This is a genomic window from Vibrio sp. YT-19(2023), assembly GCF_033337395.1.
Map to the genome: position 1 here is coordinate 19,220 of NZ_JAWOQN010000041.1, position 19,434 is coordinate 38,653.

Here is a 19,434-nt window from a genome sequence, read left to right on the forward strand (position 1 = left end):
TTAGCTAGTGCTAATGAAATCCAAGTAATAAGACCGCCATCACTTAAACTGGTTCAATTTCTTTTAAATGTCGTTGCGCAGAAAAACGCGCCGCAATACATCCCAAAAGACTCCCAATGATGATTAATAACAAAGATTCATCCCAACTTAGACCAATCAGGCGGAACTGGCTATCGTACAACGCAGCAAGGTCTTCCACCGCACTATTCATGACAATGGTCACTAAAGCCGTTACCAACCACGCAATAGTGGCACCTAACACGCCAAACCACATGCCTGTGTACAAGTAAGGGCGCAGAATAAAACTGTCCGTCGCACCGATCAGTTTCATGGTTTGAATCTCTTCTTTATTCGCCAGCACATTAAATCGCAATGTATTGCCAACGATTAAAAATACCGCACCGAGCATCAGTACTGTCAGGGTAATGACAATAATACTCGCGAGAGTTTTGATGGCATCAAGACGCGCCAGCCAGTCTTCGTCAAGTCTCACGTCGGTCACATCTTGTTGCTCTCGAACGTCTTTGGCTAATGACTGAATATCACTTTTTAGCTCCGAATCTGGCGTAATCACCAACACACCAGGTAGCGCATAGCCACTTAAAAGACTGATAGCTTGGTCGAACCCTGCATATTGGCTTAAATCAGATAGACCTTGTTGCGGTGAAATATATTCTACCTCTTTTACCAAAGGCCAAGTTTCAATTTGATCTTTGAGAACCATCACTCGCGCATCCGGCATGCCTTCAACTAAGTAAGCACTAACTTGTGAAGGAGAAGCGACATCTTCCGCTGCCCCCGCAACGTTTTTCCCCAATAGATACAAACAAGCTGGCATGGCAAGTGCCATGGAGATGACCGCTAGGGTCAGAATGTTGCCTAGTGGTCGTTGCCATAAGGCGCTAAAAGAGGATTTAGCTTGTTTTGCGTGGACAGAGAAAAAACCATCGGTATTCGCACGCTTGGCACTGCGGCCTTTCCCCTTCTTTTGGGAGTGCTTGTTACCTGCCATAGTCTTCTACCTCACTTAGGAAGCCTTGGTTCAATTCAAAATGACGATACTGTGGGCGAGTGTTTACTAACCCCACATCGTGCGTGGCAAGTAGTATAGTCACGCCCGCACGGTTAAATTCTTCGAATAGACGCAACACACGGTTGGATAATTCTGGGTCAAGGTTACCCGTAGGCTCATCAGCCACCAGCAACGTTGGTCGATTAACCACAGCACGGGCAATACCGACGCGCTGTTGTTCACCACCAGAAAGTTGACTAGGTAGACAACGAGCTTTATCGAGTAAGCCCGTTTTATCTAACGCCGCAGAAACACGGCGTTTGATTTCGTTTTCAGAAATCGATTCGATACGCATTGGTAGAGCGACATTGTCGTACACACTGCGATCCATCAATAGGCGATGATCTTGAAAAACAATCCCAATATTGCGGCGCAAAAAAGGGATGTCTTTGCCTGGAATACGCGTGATGTCGTGGCCATTAAAATGGATTTTGCCATCGGTTGGTCGCTCTATCGCGCAGATCAATTTCAGCAAGGTACTTTTACCAGCCCCGGAATGTCCGCCTAAAAACGCCATTTCACCGCGCCTCAGGTGAAAATCGACTTTTTGCAGTGCTTGTCGACCACCTCGGTAAGCTTTGCTTACTTGCTGAAATTTGATCACCGTTGATTTCCTCTAACTCTTTTTATTCTTCACGACTAAACAGTGCGTCAATAAACTCTTGAGTTTCAAATGGACGCAAGTCTTCGATACCTTCACCCACACCAATGTAACGAATTGGAATACCGAACTGATCAGCAATAGCGAAAATTACGCCGCCCTTGGCTGTACCATCCAGCTTAGTCAAAGTAATCCCGGTTAGAGGGGCAACATCACTGAAAAGTTTCGCTTGGCTAATGGCATTTTGTCCTGTACCTGCGTCAAGCGTTAGCATGATCTCATGTGGTGCAGAGTCATCAATTTTCTTCATCACACGTACAATCTTACGCAGCTCTTCCATTAGGTTCGCTTTGTTCTGTAGACGACCTGCTGTATCAGCAATCACGACATCCACACCACGTGCTTTTGCCGCTTCAATCGCATCATAGATAACAGAGGCACTGTCTGCGCCAGTATGTTGAGCAATCACAGGAACATTATTACGCTCACCCCACACTTGTAGCTGCTCAACCGCTGCGGCACGGAAAGTATCGCCCGCTGCAAGCATCACTTTTTTGCCTTGAGTTTGGAACTGCTTCGCTAGCTTACCGATGGTCGTGGTTTTACCCACGCCATTTACACCCACCATCAAGATGACGTAAGGCGTTTTGTTGCTATCGATTTCTAGTGGCTGTTCGACTTTAGAAAGAATCTCAGCCATTTCTTCTTTCAACAAACCATAAAGGGCTTCGCCGTCTTTCAGATCGCCACGTGTGGCTTTTTCTGTCAGGTTGTTGATGATTTTTGTTGTGGTATTCATGCCCACATCAGCAATAAGCAGTTGCTCTTCTAGCTCTTCAAATAAGTCTTCATCGATTTTCTTACCGCTGAACAGACCGAAGAAGCCAGCACCAATATTTGCTTTTGTTCGGCTTAGGCTGCGTTTAAGACGAGCAAAAAAGCTTTCTGTTGGCTTTTCTTGTTCTTGAACACGAGGCGCGGCCGATACGACTTCTGGCTCTTCTGCTTCTGCTTCTGCTTCTGCTTCTGCTTCTGCTGGGGCAGCCTCTGATTGTTTCTCTTCTTCTTCAAGCTCTGGTGTTGCTTCCGCTTGCTCAGCAACCGCTTCGGTTTGCTGCTCTTCAGAAGGCGCTTCCACTGCTTCTTCTTTTACTGTTTCTTCAGTTTTTGGTTTTGGGCTTTGTTCTTCGTCACCAAAACCTAGCCACGAAAGTAATCCGCGCTTCTTTTTTTCCGTCATCTGGGGCTATCCTAGATTGTTCTTTTATCTATTAATGACTCTTTTTTGACAAGATTATTATCTGTCTAAAAAAGGCTAATGACAAAGTTCTGAAAACTTTCCGATTAGGTAATTCTAATCTTATTAGTGTTACACTCTGTCATCTTGAATATTCTGGGCTGTATCCAAGCTCCAAGCTCATTGCTTGGGCGATTAGATATAGTATCACTTTATTAGCGGTCAAAAAATCTATGGTAAGACGTCGCCAGCAAAACTCATCACAAAAAAAGCCAACAACGGGCTTTGTTCGCATTATTAGTGGCTTATGGAGAGGCAGAAAACTTCCTGTACACGATGCTGAAGGCTTACGCCCCACGACAGATCGCGTCAAAGAAACGCTGTTTAACTGGTTAGCTCAAGATGTACCACAGGCAAAATGTCTCGACTTGTTTGCTGGCTCTGGCGGCTTGGGATTTGAGTCAGCTTCGCGCCAAGCAGAGCAAGTGACCATGGTTGAGCTAAACCCACAAGCTTTCCAACAGTTACAAAAGAATGTTGCCTCTCTTAACGCGAACAACATCCAAGTGGTAAATACCGACGCACTGAGTTTTTTGAAGCAACCGGGTTCTGCTCACCATGTGGTGTTTATTGACCCACCGTTTCGCAAAGGTCTATTGGATGAGACCGTGGCTCTGCTAGAACAAAATGGCTGGCTCGCGGAAGATGCGATGATTTATATTGAAACAGAAAAAGAACTCAATATTGCCGACTTACCAGAAAACTGGCAATTACATCGAGAAAAAACAGCAGGCCAAGTGAGCTATCGTCTGTACGAACGTACCTCCGCATAACGCCTCGATTTAAAAGGATACTTAAATGAAAGCACTAATTATGCTGGCCAAAGCGGCTATCGCCTTTGTTTGGTTAGTATTAATCCTAAATATTTTTATGCCCTTTCCCGGCAATGCCGCGATTGCGCTATACATCATGACCGCTTTTTTGTTCATCATGCACGGTTTACAAATGGCCATCTTCATTGGTGCATTTGGCGACAAAATAAAAATGAGCAGTTGGGAAAAATATTCAATCCTGATTTTTGGTATTTTTGCCCTACTCGATATTCGTCGTAAACACATGATGTAATCGCTCAGATACGAAAAAGCCGCTCTTGTGAGCGGCTTTTTTTCTGCGTTTCGTTCGTCACCCAATGTAACTTTTTACACCATCCAAGAACATTTGAGTGGAGATCATCACCAGTAACAAGCCCATTAAGCGTTCTACCGCCTTCAAGCCACGTTCACCCAACAAGCGATTAAAGAAGCCATAAAACATCAGTATAAAAAATGTTGCGCCCCACGCAATTACGACTGATGCTGACATTTCCAACATTTTCTCTGGATGTTGCGAAGACAGTAAAAGCAAGGCTGCAATCACTGAAGGGCCCGCGATCATAGGAATGGCCATCGGAACATAAAGGGCTCCTCGCCTGCTGCCAGTCCAGTAATGCTGCCAGCACTCGGGAAATCATCTTAATCGCAATAATGAAGAGAATAATGCCACCTGAAATGCTGAGCGTTTCTGGCTGGACATGCAAAAAACTTAAGATGCTTTGTCCTGCAAAGAGAAATAGCATCAAGATCAGTAAGGCAAACAGTAGTTCACGAATCAATACCTTACGACGACGCTTGGGATCGATATGTTTGAGAATAGACAACACAATCGGCAAGTTACCGAGAGGGTCCATGATTAGAAACAGCATGGTCGCTGCAGAAAGAATGTCCATATTCTGGCCTCACCTAAAAAATGGCGGCCAGTGTATAGCAAACTGACAACATGAGTATATGACTGAGGGCGAAAACACCATATTCACCCTCGATCTTAGCCGCCGTTTTAGTGATTACAAACTCGCGCCATATTGACCACAAACTTACCTTCAAGCTCACGAATTTTGTCGCGCTTGAGCAAAAATGCTAGTAATGCATCTAAGTCTAGATCATTCAGTTTACAGGTGTGAAAGCGAACGCTAGCGCCAAAGTGCTGTGTGAGGGCTTCGCGATCCATTGGCGTTTCTGTAAGTAGGTTTAGCAGCTCGTGAGCATGGATTTCACTCATTATTGACTCCAGTTATTAAGAACAATGCGTTCAGTTTACTGAAATCCTCAAGAGCTGCTTTGACTTAAATTAGTAAATGATTGAGGCAACAATGAGGGCATGAGCAAAAAAGTAACTACCACTCACCCACAAATAGGCGTGTTTCATCGGTTTTCGATAACCGTGTATCGCGTATGCCAGCGCCGAATAGATGAGAACTAAGGTTCCGCTAAAGCCGATAGCATTGGCGTAACTCGGCACTTGTAACCAAACTTCACCGGCTGCCCAAGCAAGTTGAACCAGCATCATCCCCATGATCACAACGGGGAATACCAGAGAGTCGAGTTGAGGTAGCAACAAAAAGAACGCCACGATACTCGCTGCAAGCAGCAGGGCCAACAGCCACCAGACAATCTCACCATTAAGCTGCACCCAAAATGACTTGCTGTAGCATACCTGGGCAACCAGATAAGCCGTAAAATAGATTAGCTTACGAGTTTTAAACGAGTGCAGCGTATCTGCCACCATAGACACAATAAGCCCACCCGCAATCCAGTAGGTATATGTTGCGGATGCACCTTGAGTTAACACCAACACAAGAAGAAGTAGCAGAGTAAAGATTTTAAACACGAGGGATTGTGTCGGGTTAGCTTGCTTTGCTCCCAACACGGAATACACACCTGATAGCCCTATCGCCAGCCAACTCCACATGCAGTATACACCTTTTACTTAAACTCGCCGCTAGTCTAGGTAGACCAGTTTTGATGTAAAGACACAATCTACGAAAGTTGGATCTCGCTAGCGATTCGAAACATTTTGTAACCCTCAGCCTACGTAATAATAAAGCCGATGAGCCTGAATGATGCCACTAAACATTGGGGCCAAGCTTTGCTCATCAGCCGAACCCATCAAATCACACGACACAATAACCAGCGCTTTCTAAAACTATTTAACTGAAAAACAGATAAGTGCTCCAGGTAAGCCGCCATTTCACAAACTGACGATTAAACCACCAGGATGTATGCAATGCAGGCAACAAGAATAAATAACAGACACAAAATAGAAAATAGTCTTAGTAGCGCTCTAAGAGAGGAGGAACTACTGATGATTAGGGGTAAAAACTAAGAAAACTGACCTTAATTCAGTAAAAAAAATATCAGACAAGAAAAGTAAGTCAATGATAAATAAAATCATAATTTCAATAACAGATAAAAGTGCGGACTTCATAAACCATAAAATCACTAAACACTTTTGAAGCCCATATTTTCTCATAAGGTAAGAAAATCTCACTCCATGCTTTCGATTTGACGATGTAACCTCATAGCACATTTTTTAATTTTCTCAATTTTTGAGAAATACAGACAAAATAAAGACCCAACATACCATTCGAAACAAAAAACAATTACAAAGCCAACACCACAAACCATTTAACATTATAAAATCAAATAGTTAAAACAATAAAGGATAAAAACAAAACAATGTGAACACTTTAAATACAGGACAAAAAACATAGTTTCATTAGTCAGAATCACGTAAAACCAGACAAGTTAAGTGTGGTTTTTGAAAAGATTAACGAGCATATGTTGATCAAACCCCAAAAACAGTGCTATATTAAATTCATCGAGTTCATCAAAGATTAAGGGGTAGTGTTATGATTTCATCTTCTCAAAAACAAGGGCTGGTTATGATTGCAGTGGTTGTGGGTTTAATGACACTGCCAATGATGTACTAACCCAATGATTTAAAATAAAAAAGGACGCAAATGCGTCCTTTTTTATTTATCTGTATAGCTCTACTGAATGTGCTTAGACAAAATATCCCAGTGCATATAGTAGAAACCAAGAGCGGCCAGCGTAATCAACGTCATTAGCAAAATTGCTGTACGCCAAATAAAGCGAGAGCTTCTTGGTGTCAGCTCTTTTTCACAAGCATCACATGCCGCCATAAAGCCTTTACGATCATCCAGCTTGTAATCGTCTTCGTGCACCACTTTGTTACGCACGGTTGCGATGAATCGAAGCTTTGCTATCACGTCATGCGGTAAACGTTCTTCACAACTATTAATAAGTTGGTGCAACCCTTTCCCTTCTGCATGGTACTGAGTACGCAAAAGTTTTTCGATCGTTCGGGTACGCATGACTACTTTTTCAATATCTGACATCGTAACCCTCCTTACCAGACCCTTCCTATGTTCATTATTTTTATTCTTCTATAAATTTAGAGCTTTTTCGAGCCGTTAAGTGCAATTTTACTTTCAATTTGTGCCCTTGAGCTCATATAGCCTCACAAGTGAAAGCCGCTTCGTTCAGCTTTAGTGACTTCGCTTGCAGATGAAGCGACGATTTCATCGCGTCCCCATTGAGATAAACCGTGAAGTGCGCCGAATAAATTTCATGTCCCTTTCATTAGATTATGAATAAGTTACCTCAACTCATCGTTTCGTCAGCGAGTTCTGTAGAATGGGACCCGATAAAACATTGGAGGTTAATATGCCAATCTCACTTATTGTCGCCCTATTCGCCCTTATTGCCTTGGGCGCGTGGGTGTTTTTCCGTTTTTATAGTAAGCACTATGTGGGCGAAGACGCTCCAGAGCAAAGCGCGCAGGTAACGGTTTTAGATAAACAAGCGATAGACATACCAAACGCACCACCAGGTCAAGACGATCAAGAGTATTGGATTTACGTTCAACGTGGTTCTATCGGTCCAAAGCGTGAATTCCAAATTGGAGTGCATTACTACCATGCACTCAACCCTGGAGATAAGGGAACACTGACCTATCGCGGCAGCAAGTTCCTTCACTTCGCTATCAAACGTTAAGGCAGTAACCAACGAGTCTTGGCAGAACGAGAAAAGAGATAGCTCATCGCCAAGGCTCCAGCTCCACTTAGAACGATCCAGACTGGAATCACCCACGCAGGATGTCCTGTGTACCAACCGAACTCTTTCATCGGCCATAAGAAAATAGGGTGAAGTAAGTAAATCCCTAAGCTGTGCTGACTGATCACACTAACCACTTTTTGTACTTTTGGTGATAAGCCTTCACCGAAGTAACGCCCGATCATAAAAATCATCGAAGCCGCTAGAATCACATTCAGTGTTTTATAAGAGAGCCAGCGCCCAACCGTATACTTCTCCGCCTCTAAGCTATTTGTCACAACCATCGTAAAGGTCACTGCCAACGCCACGAGTCCTAGCCCAACAAATAAGGTCACCATAGAGCGATTCGAAGGTACCTTTTGAAATAAAACATACCCCAGTGGAAGGTAACCCATATAAAGCCACATCTGATTACTCCAAGGGCCATCAATCTTGAACAAGAACAGTGTGCTGGTGAAAAGCCAAAATGCGAGATAGGTATACAAGACGTTGTCATCCACGTTGCGTACCATCCATTGAAACAGCGGAATCACAAAATACAGTGGTATAAAGTAATAGAAAAAGCCGAGATGGTAATACGTTGCGTGGAATGGGCTATTGCTTAATACCTCTTTTACGGTTTCAAAATCAAAGCCTTGAGAAGTCCAACCTGAAAGGTATGCATAAAACATCGACCAAATAAGAAATGGAACTAAAACTTTGCCCAAACGCCTTTTGATATAATACTTACCGTCAAATGGTCGAGTGTCACTGAGCATTAGCGCTCCGGTGATCAAAATAAAAACTGGCACTGCCCAGCGGGTTACGCTATTCACGCCTACCGCTGTCAGCCATTGGTCAAATGGAATCACTCCTAACTCATTTCGATACGGTGCCAAGACGTGAATGGCGATCACTGCTACCGCTGCGAAGCCGCGCAATAAATCAAAAAACAGAACCCTTTCTCTCATACCTTTCCCTACTTTGAGTCGCTTATCGTTTATAGCATAGGGTAAATCTCAACCAGTGAAATGGTTAACAATCTGTTTTTGCTTATTTTTAACTCAACAATGACCTACAACGGGGATTTCATCACCACTCTAATCACTTAACGAGAACCAAAAACCAAGCATCAGTATTCACTCTCGATGCCAAACCGACACAATCTGATTACAGCAAACGGCGCATAAGAAACAAAAATGGCTCCGATTTGGAGCCATTTATACCATCGACAGATAGCGATACTGGGGATAGTTACGCAGTAGCAACATCAGCTTTTGGCAACTTAATTGAAATCAGCGTCGTCAGTGCCAAGAAAGCAAAAGAAACCCATAAGCACGCTGCAAGACCAGCCTCTTGGTAGATCCAACCCGATAATACCGTGCCAATCAAGCGTCCCATCGCATTGGCCATGTAGTAAAAACCAACATCCAACGAGACGCCATCGCCTTTAGCGTAGCTCACTATCAAGTACGAGTGCAGCGAAGAGTTAATGGCAAACACAGCGCCAAAAATCATCAAACCTACCACAATCACCAATTCAGGCTGCCAACCGATTTGCACACCATAAGCAATACCAGCCGTAATTAACGCTAGGACTCCTGCCCACACCAATGCTGCACTACCATCAGGCACACGACCTTGCGCTTTGCCAGTAATACGCGGCGCAAAGCCTTGCACAAACCCATAAGCAATGACCCACGTAGCGAGAAAGCTACCAACCCACAAGTGATCCCAGCCAAACACGCTACCAAGATAAATAGGCAGAGCAACGACAAACCACACATCACGAGCACCAAACAAGAACATGCGTGCTGCGGATAAAATGTTTATCGATTCAGACTTGGAGAATATTTGGCGAAACTTAGGTTGACTCTTAGCTTTACCCATGTCCGCTTCTAGCCAGATCATGCTGCAAACAAACACTAATGTAAGTACACCCGCCATAATAAACATCGAGTTTTGAAAACCCACCCAAGATAGCAGCAAGCCACCAACAAAAAAGCCCGCTCCTTTGAGTGCATTCTTCGAGCCAGTTAAAATCGCTACCCATTTGTAGAGCGCCCCTTGCTGCTCGTCTGGTACTAGCGTTTTAATCGCGCTCTTAGCACTCATTTTGTTCAGATCTTTGGCAATCCCCGACAGAGCTTGCGCTGCCATCACCCAAGGAATGGTCAGCCATGCATTTGGTACTGCGAGCATCAACAACGCAAACACTTGCATCGCTAAACCAATGTTCATGGTTTTATTAAGGCCTAACCTTGCGCCCAGCCAACCACCAACCAGGTTTGTCACCACACCAAAAAATTCATAGAAAAGGAACAGTGAGGCAATAGCTAACGTGGAATAACCTAAGTCATGAAAATAGAGCACCACTAGCATACGCAGTGCGCCATCGGTCACCGTAAAGTTCCAATAGTTAAACGTCACTAACATGTACTGACGAATACTTTTGCTTAATTGAGAAATCATATTGACCTCATATGTACAGCGATAGAAGCATTTAGATCATCATGTTCTAAATGCTTCCTAACCTGTACAGCAACATTGACCAATACAATGTTACTGTGATTTTCAAAAAATGCCCCAACATCAATAAAAAGCAAAATACATTTTAAAAACAATTGATTAGTTAATGTTAATGGCATTTTTTGTAAACAGTCGTATCCTGAAGAAGCTCGAATTTAGCTTTTGGATCATAATGAACCAAAAGCTATTTAAGCTGATCAAGTGTCTTGAGCCACGCGTTCGATGTACTCAACTTGCACAGGTTTTGTAAATGCACCAGGGCGCAATGCCTGCACTTCTCGCACGATATCTTCTAACTGCCATTCCTTTTCTAGGAGTAGGTGAGCAGCGAACAAACCTGTGCGCCCCGAACCACCCATGCAATGCATCGCAACTTTGCCACCTTGAGCAAGAATCGCGTGCAGTTCCGGACTGGCTTGTTGCCACTTCGTCGCAAATTCTTCATCTGGTGCGCAGTCGTCTTCAATCTCGATCTGGAACCATTTCATACCCAGTTGCTGAGTGGCTTCACCCAATGCAGAGACATTCTTCGCAGCTAATTCACTATCATCTAATGCAGTAACGACCGCTTGAACACCCTGCTCTTTCAACTGTTCTAACGACGCATGCAAATCGACACCTTTCGTTCCTGGGCACGGTGTTAAGATTAAAGCACCGGAGTCCAAATCTAATTGCCATGTAGGATGAGACATTGTGACCCCCTTTTTAAGCCAAACCAACGTTACGAACCAGCTCTGCTGTGCGCGTTGCATAACCCATTTCGTTATCGTACCAAGCGTAAATCTTAACCATACGAGAACCCACAACCATGGTTGATTGCGCATCAACGATGGTTGAACGTTGGTCGCCTTTATAATCGATAGAAACTAAAGGACGCTCTTCGAAGCCAAGGATGCCTTTCAAATCACCTTCAGATGCTTCTTTTAACAGTGCATTCACTTCTTCTGCTGTGGTATCACGCTTCACATCAAAAATGATGTCTGTTAACGATGCGTTTGCTAGAGGTACGCGAACCGCATGACCATTAATTTTGTCTTTTAATTCTGGGAAAATTTCGACAATCGCCTTCGCGCTACCCGTCGTGGTCGGGATAAGGCTCATGCCGCATGCTCTTGCACGGCGTAGATCTTTGTGTGGCGCATCTAAAATAGTTTGCGTATTCGTCAGGTCGTGAATGGTCGTAAAAGAAGATTGTTCGATACCCAATTTCTCATGAATGACTTTAACCACAGGTGCGATACAGTTAGTCGTACACGAAGCTGCTGTCACGATACGATGTTTTTCAGGGTCGAAAATATGGTCGTTCACGCCCACCACAATGTTCGCGATACCTTCTTCTTTCACAGGTGCGCTTACCACGACACGTTTTACGCCTTGCTCTAGGTATTTATTTAGGAATGATGTTTTGCGATGTACGCCTGTCGCTTCAATCACAACATCACAATCAGACCAGTTCACCGCATCGATATCGCGTTGTTGAGTCGTGGCGACACGCTTGCCGTTGATGACGAGCTCACTGCCTTCGACCTGAACTCCATGATGCCAACGACCTTGCACTGAATCGAATTCTAATAAGTGACCAAGCGTAGCGGCGTCACCTGCGACATCGTTGATTAACACAAACTCCAATTCTGGCCAATCAAATGCCGCTCGCAGCGCTAAGCGACCAATTCGGCCAAAGCCATTAATTCCTACTTTAATTGTCATAGTTTTACCCTCTAATCTTCTACCTTGAATCTCTATTCGCTGTTAACAGCAAGCCTCACGACTTTTATCATGTAAGCGTGTGATGTCGTCTTGGTATTCCTGCTTCAAACAGTTTGATGCCACTAAGTCTTCAATTAACTTTCGCATCCAACCTGGTAATTGCTGTGATAACTCGTAATACACCCATTGTCCTTGGCGTTTATCCACCAAGATGCCACTGGATCGTAACTGAGCAAGATGACGAGAAACTTTCGGCTGGCTCTCTTGCAGAGCAAACGCCAAATCACCAACGCAAGTTTCACCTTCACGGGCCACGAGCATTAAACAACGTACGCGTGTTTCATCGGATAACAGCTTAAAAAACTGATGTGGAAGCATAATGAACATACCTATATATGGATATGCGTATATGTTTATTTAATTAAGGTATATCGTCAAGAGGAAACCGTCCATCGTCATAAAAGTTTCACATCTAACGAACAGCTTGATTGTAAAGAGAGAGATTCAAAGAGATAAAAGATAAGACCAGAAATTATGCAGTCGCGACGCTTTGACTCCAGCGAACCGCTTCACCTAAGGAGAGCTTCACTTCCTCTAAAGGCAACCCCAATTGCATCGTGATTTTTTCAACCCCTGACCAATCGGCACGCTCGTAGCACTCTTCAAGGGAAATAAGTGCACCATAAACCCCTTTGCGATGTAATAGCGCTTGTTGTACTGAATGACTAAGCGGTAACTGCCTAACTAAAGATTCCACCGAAAGATCCAGCAACGCATCTAGAATCGACAGCAAACCAACCATGAAACCTTGTTCGTTGAGATGAGAGAATGGCTGATAGCGCGACATCAATTGGCAAAATTGAGCTCGTTGCAATGAAAGGTGATACAGCTCTCGAGGCTTGTTACTGGAGATATACGATGCCACAACCAAAGAGACAAACTGCTTAAGGTTATCCTGGCCAAGATAAATCAATGCCTGACGAAAAGAGCTGATTTCGACAGCCAAATTCGGCGCTTGCGTATTTACAAAACGCAATAATTTATACGACAACGCGACATCTTGCGTAATGATGGACTCGATACGAGTAAAGTCAGGCTCAGGAGCACAAACTTCACGAAACAGTTGCAATGCCAACACTTGCTCAGGACTGACGTATTTAGTCTGCGAGACGAGTGGCTTGCTAAAAAAATAACCTTGGAAAAATTTAAAGCCAGCCGCTTTCGCTTGCTCAAACTCTTCTGCGGTTTCAACACGTTCTGCTAAAAAGTGGTATTTGACGCGTTTGGCAAGGTGTGTTTTGACCAGTTCACAGGCCTTTTCAAGCCCCATCGCCATAATGTCGAGCTTCACAATATGCACATATGGCAAAAAACGGCGCCATTCTGGTGTTAGGGTGAAGTCATCCAAAGCGATCAAGTAACCTTCTCGATAAAACTCACGAATCGCATCAAGAAGCTCATCCGTAGGTTGGCACGTTTCCAACACTTCGATGACAATTTTGTTTTTCGGCAAACTGCGCGGCAAACGTCGCACCAAGCTTTGATGAGGAAAGTTAATAAAGCATCTAGAAGAGGCAATCACTGGGTTAGTACCCAGCGATAGGAAGTTTTCGACGATCAGTCGGTATGTCGCTCGATTTGAATCAATATGTGAAGGGTATGCGTTACTCTCCCCGTCTCGAAACAACAATTCATAACCCAGCGTCTGTCTTTTTCGGTTAAAGATCGGCTGGCGAGCGACATACGTTGTATTCATGCTAAAGAAGGACCTATAAATGGCTTATGACTTTGCAGCTGCTAATAATGCACCACAACCCATGAACATTGAACCGAATACTTTGTTTATTTTTCCCATGATTTTATCGGAGCGAATAAAGCGTCCCATTTGTGCTGCCAAGCTCGTGTAACCCAACATTACACACGCATCAATCACGACCGTAGTGACGCCAAGCACCAACAGTTGCGTGATTTGGTCTTTTGCCGGGTCAATAAACTGCGGGAACAACGCCACCAGAAAAACAATCGATTTAGGGTTGGTGAGGTTAATTAACACTGCCTTGTACAACAGCGCCGTGCCTGACATCTCGTTGTGGTTTTCAGCTGCGACTAAGCTTGATGTGTCGCGCCATTTCTGAACCCCCAGCCAAACCAGATAAGCGGCACCAACCCATTTAATGACAGAAAATGCGGTTGCTGACTGCGCGACAAGCGCACCAATACCCGCCCCCACCAGCGCGATGTGGATAACTAAACCAATTTGTAAGCCAATAATGGCACCCAGTGATTTACGGGTACCGTAACTCAAACCATTACTGATTGAGTTCACCGTGCCAGAGCCCGGAGCCAAACTAAAAACGATTGCTGTTACTACATAAGCTAACCAGACATGGGTATCCATTGCATTTCCTCACTAATTCTTCGATGATACATCGCGTAAACAACGTATCTTCAGGTAATCAACTAATGGCGACTAACCATTCACCTTTGACTTATACTCAAGAGACATTATTTGAGCAAGCAATTGGTGGTCCGATCGCAGCACTTTGGCAAACTCGCCAAGAGGGCTTTGTTAAAGGGACTGAGAAAAAGAACATTTACTGGTGCAAGCTAACCAACCCAGAGCATAAAAAAGCCGTGCTCATCGTAAATGGACGCATTGAGTCTTCCTGGAAATACCAAGAGCTGTTTTACGATCTCTACCGCCAAGGTTTCGATGTCTATTCCTTTGACCACCGCGGACAAGGTTTATCAGATCGTTTATTATCTGACTCAGATATGGGTCACGTCTATGACTTTACTGATTATATTGATGATATGGACATCGTCGTAAAAAAACACGACCTTAGCGAATATCAACAATGCTTCATCATCGCGCACTCTATGGGCGGCGCGATCGCCACACGTTACCTGCAAACTCACCCAGAACACCCTTTTACTGGTTTGATTCTAAGTGCGCCCATGTTTGGCATTAACCTGCCATGGTACCTATCACCAATAGCGATTCCGGTCACACAAATTATGTCAGCGGTATCGACTTTGCCACGCTATGCACCAGGACATCAGGCCTACTTCCCTAAGCCCTTTGAAGATAACCCACTTAGCCAAAGTTACGGCCGCTACCAATGGTTCCGAAACCTATATACGGAAAAACCGGAACTGCAAGTCGGTGGGCCAAGCACTCGCTGGGTTTGGCAAGGGCTCATGGCCGCTAAGCAGTGCTTTTTATTAACTCGCCAAGTCAAAATACCAGTAATCCTAATCCAAGCCGGAAACGATCGGATTGTTAGCAACCTCGCGCAAAAGCGTTTTATTGATAAATTGCGGAAAACCAACCCGCACGCGGAGCTGCTTTCCATCGAAGGCGCACAGCATGAAATCTTATTCGAGACCGACAAGTATCGTAATCAAGCGCTCGATGCGATTTTCCGCTTTATGAATGACCCTAAATCGCCATCAAACGAACAAGCACAATAAGAACTCTAGGCGACCATTTCACGACTAAGATTAAAGAGGAAATGTCTACACATCGATTTACCCTCTTTTTCATCCTCATTTTGGCGTACACTGCTTGAACTTGGCTACTTTGACACAGTGTTTAACCGCATAGTGCTACGGGCCCAAGTTCCCCCGCATTCGGAGCAGTACGATCTAGTCAGTCTGCTGTACTCCGTTTGCAATTCACCTGTTCCACACTATCCAAACCGTTTACGAGGACTTCATGAGCACATCGCTACCTTGCAAAGAGATCACCAAAATCGTTGCCTCTGATCTGGATGGCACGTTACTCGCACCAAACCATCAGCTCAGTGCTTACTCAAAAGAGACGCTAAAAGCGCTGCATGAAAAGGGTTATACCTTTGTCTTTGCAACCGGCCGTCACCACGTAGACGTTGCGAGCATCCGTCGCCAAGTTGGCATTCCAGCTTATATGATCACGTCGAATGGTGCCCGAGTGCACGACCAGGAAGATCAGCTAATGTACAGCGAGAATGTCCCTGCGGAACTGGTACAAGGCGTGATCGACACGATCAAACATGATCAAGAAATACTTATTCACATGTATCAAAATGATAGCTGGTTGATGAACAAGGATGATGAAACGTTACGTGACTTCCACGATGAATTCACTTACGTCTTATTTGATGAAGACCACGCCCCAACTGACGGTATTGCGAAAGTTTTCTTCACGCATCCAGGAGAAGACCACGAACGTTTGGTCGTATTTGAAAACAAACTACGTGAGCAGTTTGGTGATAAGCTGAACATCGCATTTTCAACGCCTTGGTGTTTGGAAGTAATGAGCGCTGGCGTGTCTAAAGGTCATGCTCTTGAAGCGGTAGCGAAAAAACTCGACCTCACGTTAGAAAACTGCGTAGCATTTGGTGATGGCATGAATGACGTAGAAATGCTGTCGATGGCAGGTAAAGGGCTAGTTATGGGTACATCACACGAAAAAGTGATGAAAGCTCTACCAAATAATGAAGTAATTGGCAGCAATGCAGAAGATGCGGTTGCACACTACCTACAAGAACACTTGCTGTAAGCTTCAATACTCCAAATTATGAAGGGCTGCACATTCGCAGTCCTTCTCTTTTATCGCTGACTTGGCAGCTTCTCTTTGCCAAGAATCGCGTCCCATTCTTCTTCTGTCACGGGCATAATCGACAAGCGATTTCCACGTTTCACCAACGGCATGTTCTCAAGTTCTGGCATCGCTTTCATCACCGACAACGGAATCACTCGCGCCGTTTTACGTACAAACTCGACATCCACCATAATCCAACGCGGGTTGTCTGGGTCTGACTTTGGATCGTAATAATCGCTTTCGGGATCGAATTGGAAATGATCGGGATAGGCTTCTCCCACAACTTTAGCAATACCTGCCACGCCAACATGTTTACAAGAAGAGTGGTAAATCAGGACTAAATCGCCCACCTTCACTTGGTCACGCATCATATTGCGCGCCTGATAATTACGAACTCCCTCCCAACATGAAACCTTTTGGGTTCGAAGCGTGTCAATAGAAAAGGTATCTGGTTCAGTTTTAAATAACCAATATGCCATAATGCCATCCGATGCCGATTGAGTAACAATAATGAGGAAGATATAACATGAAGGCTTTGAAAAACCCAGTGGCGCTTGCCACCCTGCTGGTTCTGCAAGCATGTAGTTCACAGTCGCCACAATCTGGTGCCGCTGACCTAACCTCTCCACCAGCAACCTTAGATAAGCCTGAAACCATTCAACCTCAAACTTTTATGCTGCGCGGAAAAGTGATCGTCGGTCACGAGAGCCAATACATCATGCCTTGTGGCAGCGACAAGCAATATTGGTTGCAACTATCACCACAGCAAATGCAACGAGCAATTCAGTTAAATAACGAGCCTTACCAGACTATGTATGGCGAGGTTATCGGCCACCTCAACCCACCGGGCATCGATGGGTTTTCTGCTGATTTCGATGCTAACTTTGTCGTGGAACAAGTGAACTTCCTCACAACGGAAAACCCAAACCGTTGTCAGCAACCAAACAAACCAACTCGCGTGTTTGGTAATGAGCCTTCTTGGTCGGCAAGCTTTGAGGCTAATGGACTAACATTCCAGCAAATCGGCAAACAAACCACAAAATTAGCGATTAACAGCAGTCAGCTTCAACCTCGCCAGCGCACTTATCAACTGCAAGGTGGTGAGCTTCGCTTAACAGAAAACCTCTGCTCAGACACAATGAGCGATTCTTTGTATGGCTGGAAAGCAACACTAAAACATGATGGCGAGACGTATCAAGGTTGTGGTATGGCTGCAAACGTCGATGCAACGCTTGGCTGGGCTAATACCTATGTCGCGACCTCAACCCAATCACAAGGCTTTGAAGTACAAATGACCTTAAACCCAGACCACAGCGCCACAACAAAATACCGTTACGCCAATGGACAAGCACCATTAATCGAGCGTGGTTACTGGCAACAGTTAAGTCCGTCTCAGGTTCAAGTTGTCATGACGCATCATCAACAGCAAAGGCTAATGTCAGAGCGACTGTTTACTCGAGAAGGCAATCAGCTCAAAGCGACCAAAGAAAAAGTCGGTAACTTAGTATACCCAATCGCCGATGGTGGTTTAGTCCTTTATCCTGCCACCGTTCGTGATGAAGGCATCATGCAACCAGCCGAAAAACGCACCAACAACCCCATCGGTAGTGCTGACGTCCCTTCTAGTGCAGAGTTTGATTCAAAAGTAGATGCCGCGGTGCGCAACTACTTCTTTATCCATCAAACCACCCCCAACAATAACCAATACCGTTGGCTAACTTACGACCTCAACAGCGATGGTAACGAAGAGCTATTGGTACAGTTGGATTGGTGTGGTTCCGGAGGCTGTACATTGCTGATATTTGAACATCACGAAAAGGAATGGCGATTTAATAGCCGCATTACACTAGTGCAAAGCCCGATTATGCTCGGCCAACAAACCTCTCATGGTTGGCGAGATCTGATTTTTAATGTCAGCGGTGGCGGAGCTAAAGCGGCTCAACACGTGATGCAATACACTGGGGTTAGCTACCCACTCAACCCAAGCATGGCACCAACGGCAACGCCGAACCAAGTCAGTGGTGTGCGTCTGTTCTCTGATGGGATAAGCCCGGTGCGCGAAGGAGTTCGTCTGTAATGTCACAACCGTGTCCAACCTGCGGTTTTCAATTCAATTGTATGTGCTCGCTAATGCCGAAACTTACCAGTGAGCACAACATCCTGCTGTTAATGCATCCGAATGAACTGAAGCGTGATACTAATACCGGCCAGCTACTAGAGCAGTGCCAACTCAACATTGAGCGAGTAATCTGGGATCGCAAACAGCCACCAGCAGAATTGCTCACTCTATTAGCTGATCCGTCGCGGTATCCGGTGTTGCTCTTCCCCTGTGAAGAAAGTATCACACTCGAACATGTGGTACTCCAAAGCCAGCAACAAACCAAAACTCCGCTGTTTATTATTTTAGATGCCACCTGGCAAGAGGCGCGCAAGATGATCAATAAGAGCCGTTGGTTAGAAGGTATCCCTACTATGGGATTGTCTGCGTCGGCGGACTCCCAATATCAGCTGCGACGCAACCAACAACAAGGTAATTTGTGTACGTTTGAAGTCGCTGCACATTTGCTCGGGCAACTTGGAGAACAAAACAACCAACAACAAATGCAGCGCTTTTTTGCCCATTACCTCGCTCTGTTCCAAGCTGAAAAGAGTGGACACGCTCTTAAGCGTTAACCATTAAGCTCAGTAGAAGAACCAAGTAAATTACCACCTTCTAAAGAAGGTGGCTTTGTGTGAGCCCCCTAAAAGGGGGCCTTTGTTTAGTCCAGCGCC

Annotated in this window: 21 protein-coding genes and 1 pseudogene; 7 read left to right on the forward strand and 15 right to left on the reverse strand. The window is 44.8% G+C overall.

Annotated elements, in window-relative coordinates; all coding sequences use genetic code 11:
• Positions 1 to 43: 43 nt before the first annotated feature.
• Genes ftsX through ftsY form a run of 3 tightly spaced genes read right to left on the reverse strand, consistent with a single transcriptional unit; the run spans position 44 to position 2,913 of the window.
• Positions 44 to 1,012, reverse strand: coding sequence for a permease-like cell division protein FtsX (gene ftsX, locus R7E78_RS21400; RefSeq protein WP_005378695.1), 969 nt, complete (start codon positions 1,010 to 1,012; stop codon positions 44 to 46).
• Positions 1,002 to 1,676: a cell division ATP-binding protein FtsE gene (gene ftsE, locus R7E78_RS21405; RefSeq protein WP_005378697.1), complete on the reverse strand. Its 675-nt coding sequence runs from the start codon at positions 1,674 to 1,676 to the stop codon at positions 1,002 to 1,004. The genes ftsX and ftsE overlap by 11 nt, the downstream gene beginning before the upstream one ends.
• Before the next feature lie 22 nt (positions 1,677 to 1,698).
• Entirely contained in the window at positions 1,699 to 2,913 is a 1,215-nt protein-coding gene (ftsY, locus tag R7E78_RS21410) for a signal recognition particle-docking protein FtsY (RefSeq protein WP_213904147.1), read from the reverse strand.
• A 230-nt stretch (positions 2,914 to 3,143) separates the two neighbouring features.
• On the opposite strand from ftsY, the gene rsmD reads away from it, so the two are divergent.
• Entirely contained in the window at positions 3,144 to 3,743 is a 600-nt protein-coding gene (gene rsmD / locus R7E78_RS21415; RefSeq protein ID WP_005378702.1) for a 16S rRNA (guanine(966)-N(2))-methyltransferase RsmD, read from the forward strand.
• A 25-nt stretch (positions 3,744 to 3,768) separates the two neighbouring features.
• Positions 3,769 to 4,035: a DUF1145 domain-containing protein gene (locus tag R7E78_RS21420; protein WP_005378704.1), complete on the forward strand. Its 267-nt coding sequence runs from the start codon at positions 3,769 to 3,771 to the stop codon at positions 4,033 to 4,035.
• 57 nt (positions 4,036 to 4,092) lie between these two features.
• On the opposite strand, the pseudogene R7E78_RS21425 reads toward R7E78_RS21420, so the two are convergent.
• From R7E78_RS21425 to R7E78_RS21440, 4 genes and pseudogenes are all read right to left on the reverse strand, one after another.
• A pseudogene (locus R7E78_RS21425) lies at positions 4,093 to 4,675 on the reverse strand (YhgN family NAAT transporter).
• A 107-nt stretch (positions 4,676 to 4,782) separates the two neighbouring features.
• Positions 4,783 to 5,004: a YecH family metal-binding protein gene (locus R7E78_RS21430; RefSeq protein ID WP_213901872.1), complete on the reverse strand. Its 222-nt coding sequence runs from the start codon at positions 5,002 to 5,004 to the stop codon at positions 4,783 to 4,785.
• A gap of 69 nt (positions 5,005 to 5,073) precedes the next feature.
• Positions 5,074 to 5,694 carry a lysoplasmalogenase gene (locus R7E78_RS21435; RefSeq protein ID WP_005389670.1) on the reverse strand — a complete coding sequence of 207 codons (621 nt, stop codon included), beginning with the start codon at positions 5,692 to 5,694 and terminating at the stop codon, positions 5,074 to 5,076.
• 1,081 nt (positions 5,695 to 6,775) lie between these two features.
• Positions 6,776 to 7,144, reverse strand: a complete 369-nt coding sequence (locus tag R7E78_RS21440; RefSeq protein ID WP_005378717.1) for a hypothetical protein — start codon at positions 7,142 to 7,144, stop codon at positions 6,776 to 6,778.
• 328 nt (positions 7,145 to 7,472) lie between these two features.
• On the opposite strand from R7E78_RS21440, the gene R7E78_RS21445 reads away from it, so the two are divergent.
• The gene (locus R7E78_RS21445; protein WP_042523937.1) at positions 7,473 to 7,802 is read left to right on the forward strand and encodes a DUF2500 domain-containing protein; all 330 of its coding nucleotides are present in this window, start codon (positions 7,473 to 7,475) and stop codon (positions 7,800 to 7,802) included.
• On the opposite strand, the gene R7E78_RS21450 is transcribed toward R7E78_RS21445, so the two are convergent.
• The 7 genes from R7E78_RS21450 to rhtB all read right to left on the reverse strand — a co-directional run bounded on the left by R7E78_RS21450 (position 7,799) and on the right by rhtB (position 14,475).
• On the reverse strand, positions 7,799 to 8,812 hold the full coding sequence (locus R7E78_RS21450) for an acyltransferase (protein ID WP_318058218.1): 1,014 nt from the start codon (positions 8,810 to 8,812) through the stop codon (positions 7,799 to 7,801). The genes R7E78_RS21445 and R7E78_RS21450 overlap by 4 nt on opposite strands.
• Positions 8,813 to 9,095: 283 nt before the next feature.
• Positions 9,096 to 10,313 (reverse strand): organoarsenical effux MFS transporter ArsJ, encoded by a 1,218-nt coding sequence (gene arsJ, locus R7E78_RS21455; protein WP_213901870.1) that lies wholly within the window; start codon positions 10,311 to 10,313, stop codon positions 9,096 to 9,098.
• Positions 10,314 to 10,567: 254 nt separating this feature from the next.
• A complete protein-coding gene (locus R7E78_RS21460) occupies positions 10,568 to 11,062 on the reverse strand; it encodes a cyclin-dependent kinase inhibitor 3 family protein (protein ID WP_047103991.1) in 495 nt (164 codons plus the stop codon).
• Positions 11,063 to 11,075: 13 nt separating this feature from the next.
• Positions 11,076 to 12,077, reverse strand: coding sequence for an ArsJ-associated glyceraldehyde-3-phosphate dehydrogenase (locus R7E78_RS21465; RefSeq protein WP_005383630.1), 1,002 nt, complete (start codon positions 12,075 to 12,077; stop codon positions 11,076 to 11,078).
• Between the two features lie 42 nt (positions 12,078 to 12,119).
• Complete coding sequence (locus R7E78_RS21470; RefSeq protein ID WP_005378730.1) at positions 12,120 to 12,455, reverse strand: metalloregulator ArsR/SmtB family transcription factor; 336 nt, start codon at positions 12,453 to 12,455, stop codon at positions 12,120 to 12,122.
• 154 nt (positions 12,456 to 12,609) lie between these two features.
• Positions 12,610 to 13,833 (reverse strand): EAL and HDOD domain-containing protein, encoded by a 1,224-nt coding sequence (locus tag R7E78_RS21475; RefSeq protein WP_130545165.1) that lies wholly within the window; start codon positions 13,831 to 13,833, stop codon positions 12,610 to 12,612.
• 24 nt (positions 13,834 to 13,857) lie between these two features.
• Complete coding sequence (gene rhtB / locus R7E78_RS21480; protein ID WP_054729573.1) at positions 13,858 to 14,475, reverse strand: homoserine/homoserine lactone efflux protein; 618 nt, start codon at positions 14,473 to 14,475, stop codon at positions 13,858 to 13,860.
• Positions 14,476 to 14,540: 65 nt separating this feature from the next.
• On the opposite strand from rhtB, the gene R7E78_RS21485 reads away from it, so the two are divergent.
• On the forward strand, positions 14,541 to 15,551 hold the full coding sequence (locus R7E78_RS21485; protein WP_005378733.1) for an alpha/beta fold hydrolase: 1,011 nt from the start codon (positions 14,541 to 14,543) through the stop codon (positions 15,549 to 15,551).
• A gap of 244 nt (positions 15,552 to 15,795) precedes the next feature.
• A complete protein-coding gene (locus R7E78_RS21490) occupies positions 15,796 to 16,620 on the forward strand; it encodes a Cof-type HAD-IIB family hydrolase (protein WP_017636084.1) in 825 nt (274 codons plus the stop codon).
• Between the two features lie 50 nt (positions 16,621 to 16,670).
• On the opposite strand, the gene R7E78_RS21495 is transcribed toward R7E78_RS21490, so the two are convergent.
• Positions 16,671 to 17,141, reverse strand: a complete 471-nt coding sequence (locus tag R7E78_RS21495; RefSeq protein WP_318058219.1) for an EVE domain-containing protein — start codon at positions 17,139 to 17,141, stop codon at positions 16,671 to 16,673.
• 47 nt (positions 17,142 to 17,188) lie between these two features.
• Between R7E78_RS21495 and R7E78_RS21500 the strand changes: the two genes are divergently transcribed.
• Positions 17,189 to 18,739, forward strand: a complete 1,551-nt coding sequence (locus R7E78_RS21500) for a COG3650 family protein (protein WP_213916224.1) — start codon at positions 17,189 to 17,191, stop codon at positions 18,737 to 18,739.
• Positions 18,739 to 19,335: a tRNA-uridine aminocarboxypropyltransferase gene (locus tag R7E78_RS21505; RefSeq protein ID WP_042523926.1), complete on the forward strand. Its 597-nt coding sequence runs from the start codon at positions 18,739 to 18,741 to the stop codon at positions 19,333 to 19,335. The genes R7E78_RS21500 and R7E78_RS21505 overlap by 1 nt, the downstream gene beginning before the upstream one ends.
• Positions 19,336 to 19,434 lie beyond the last annotated feature (99 nt).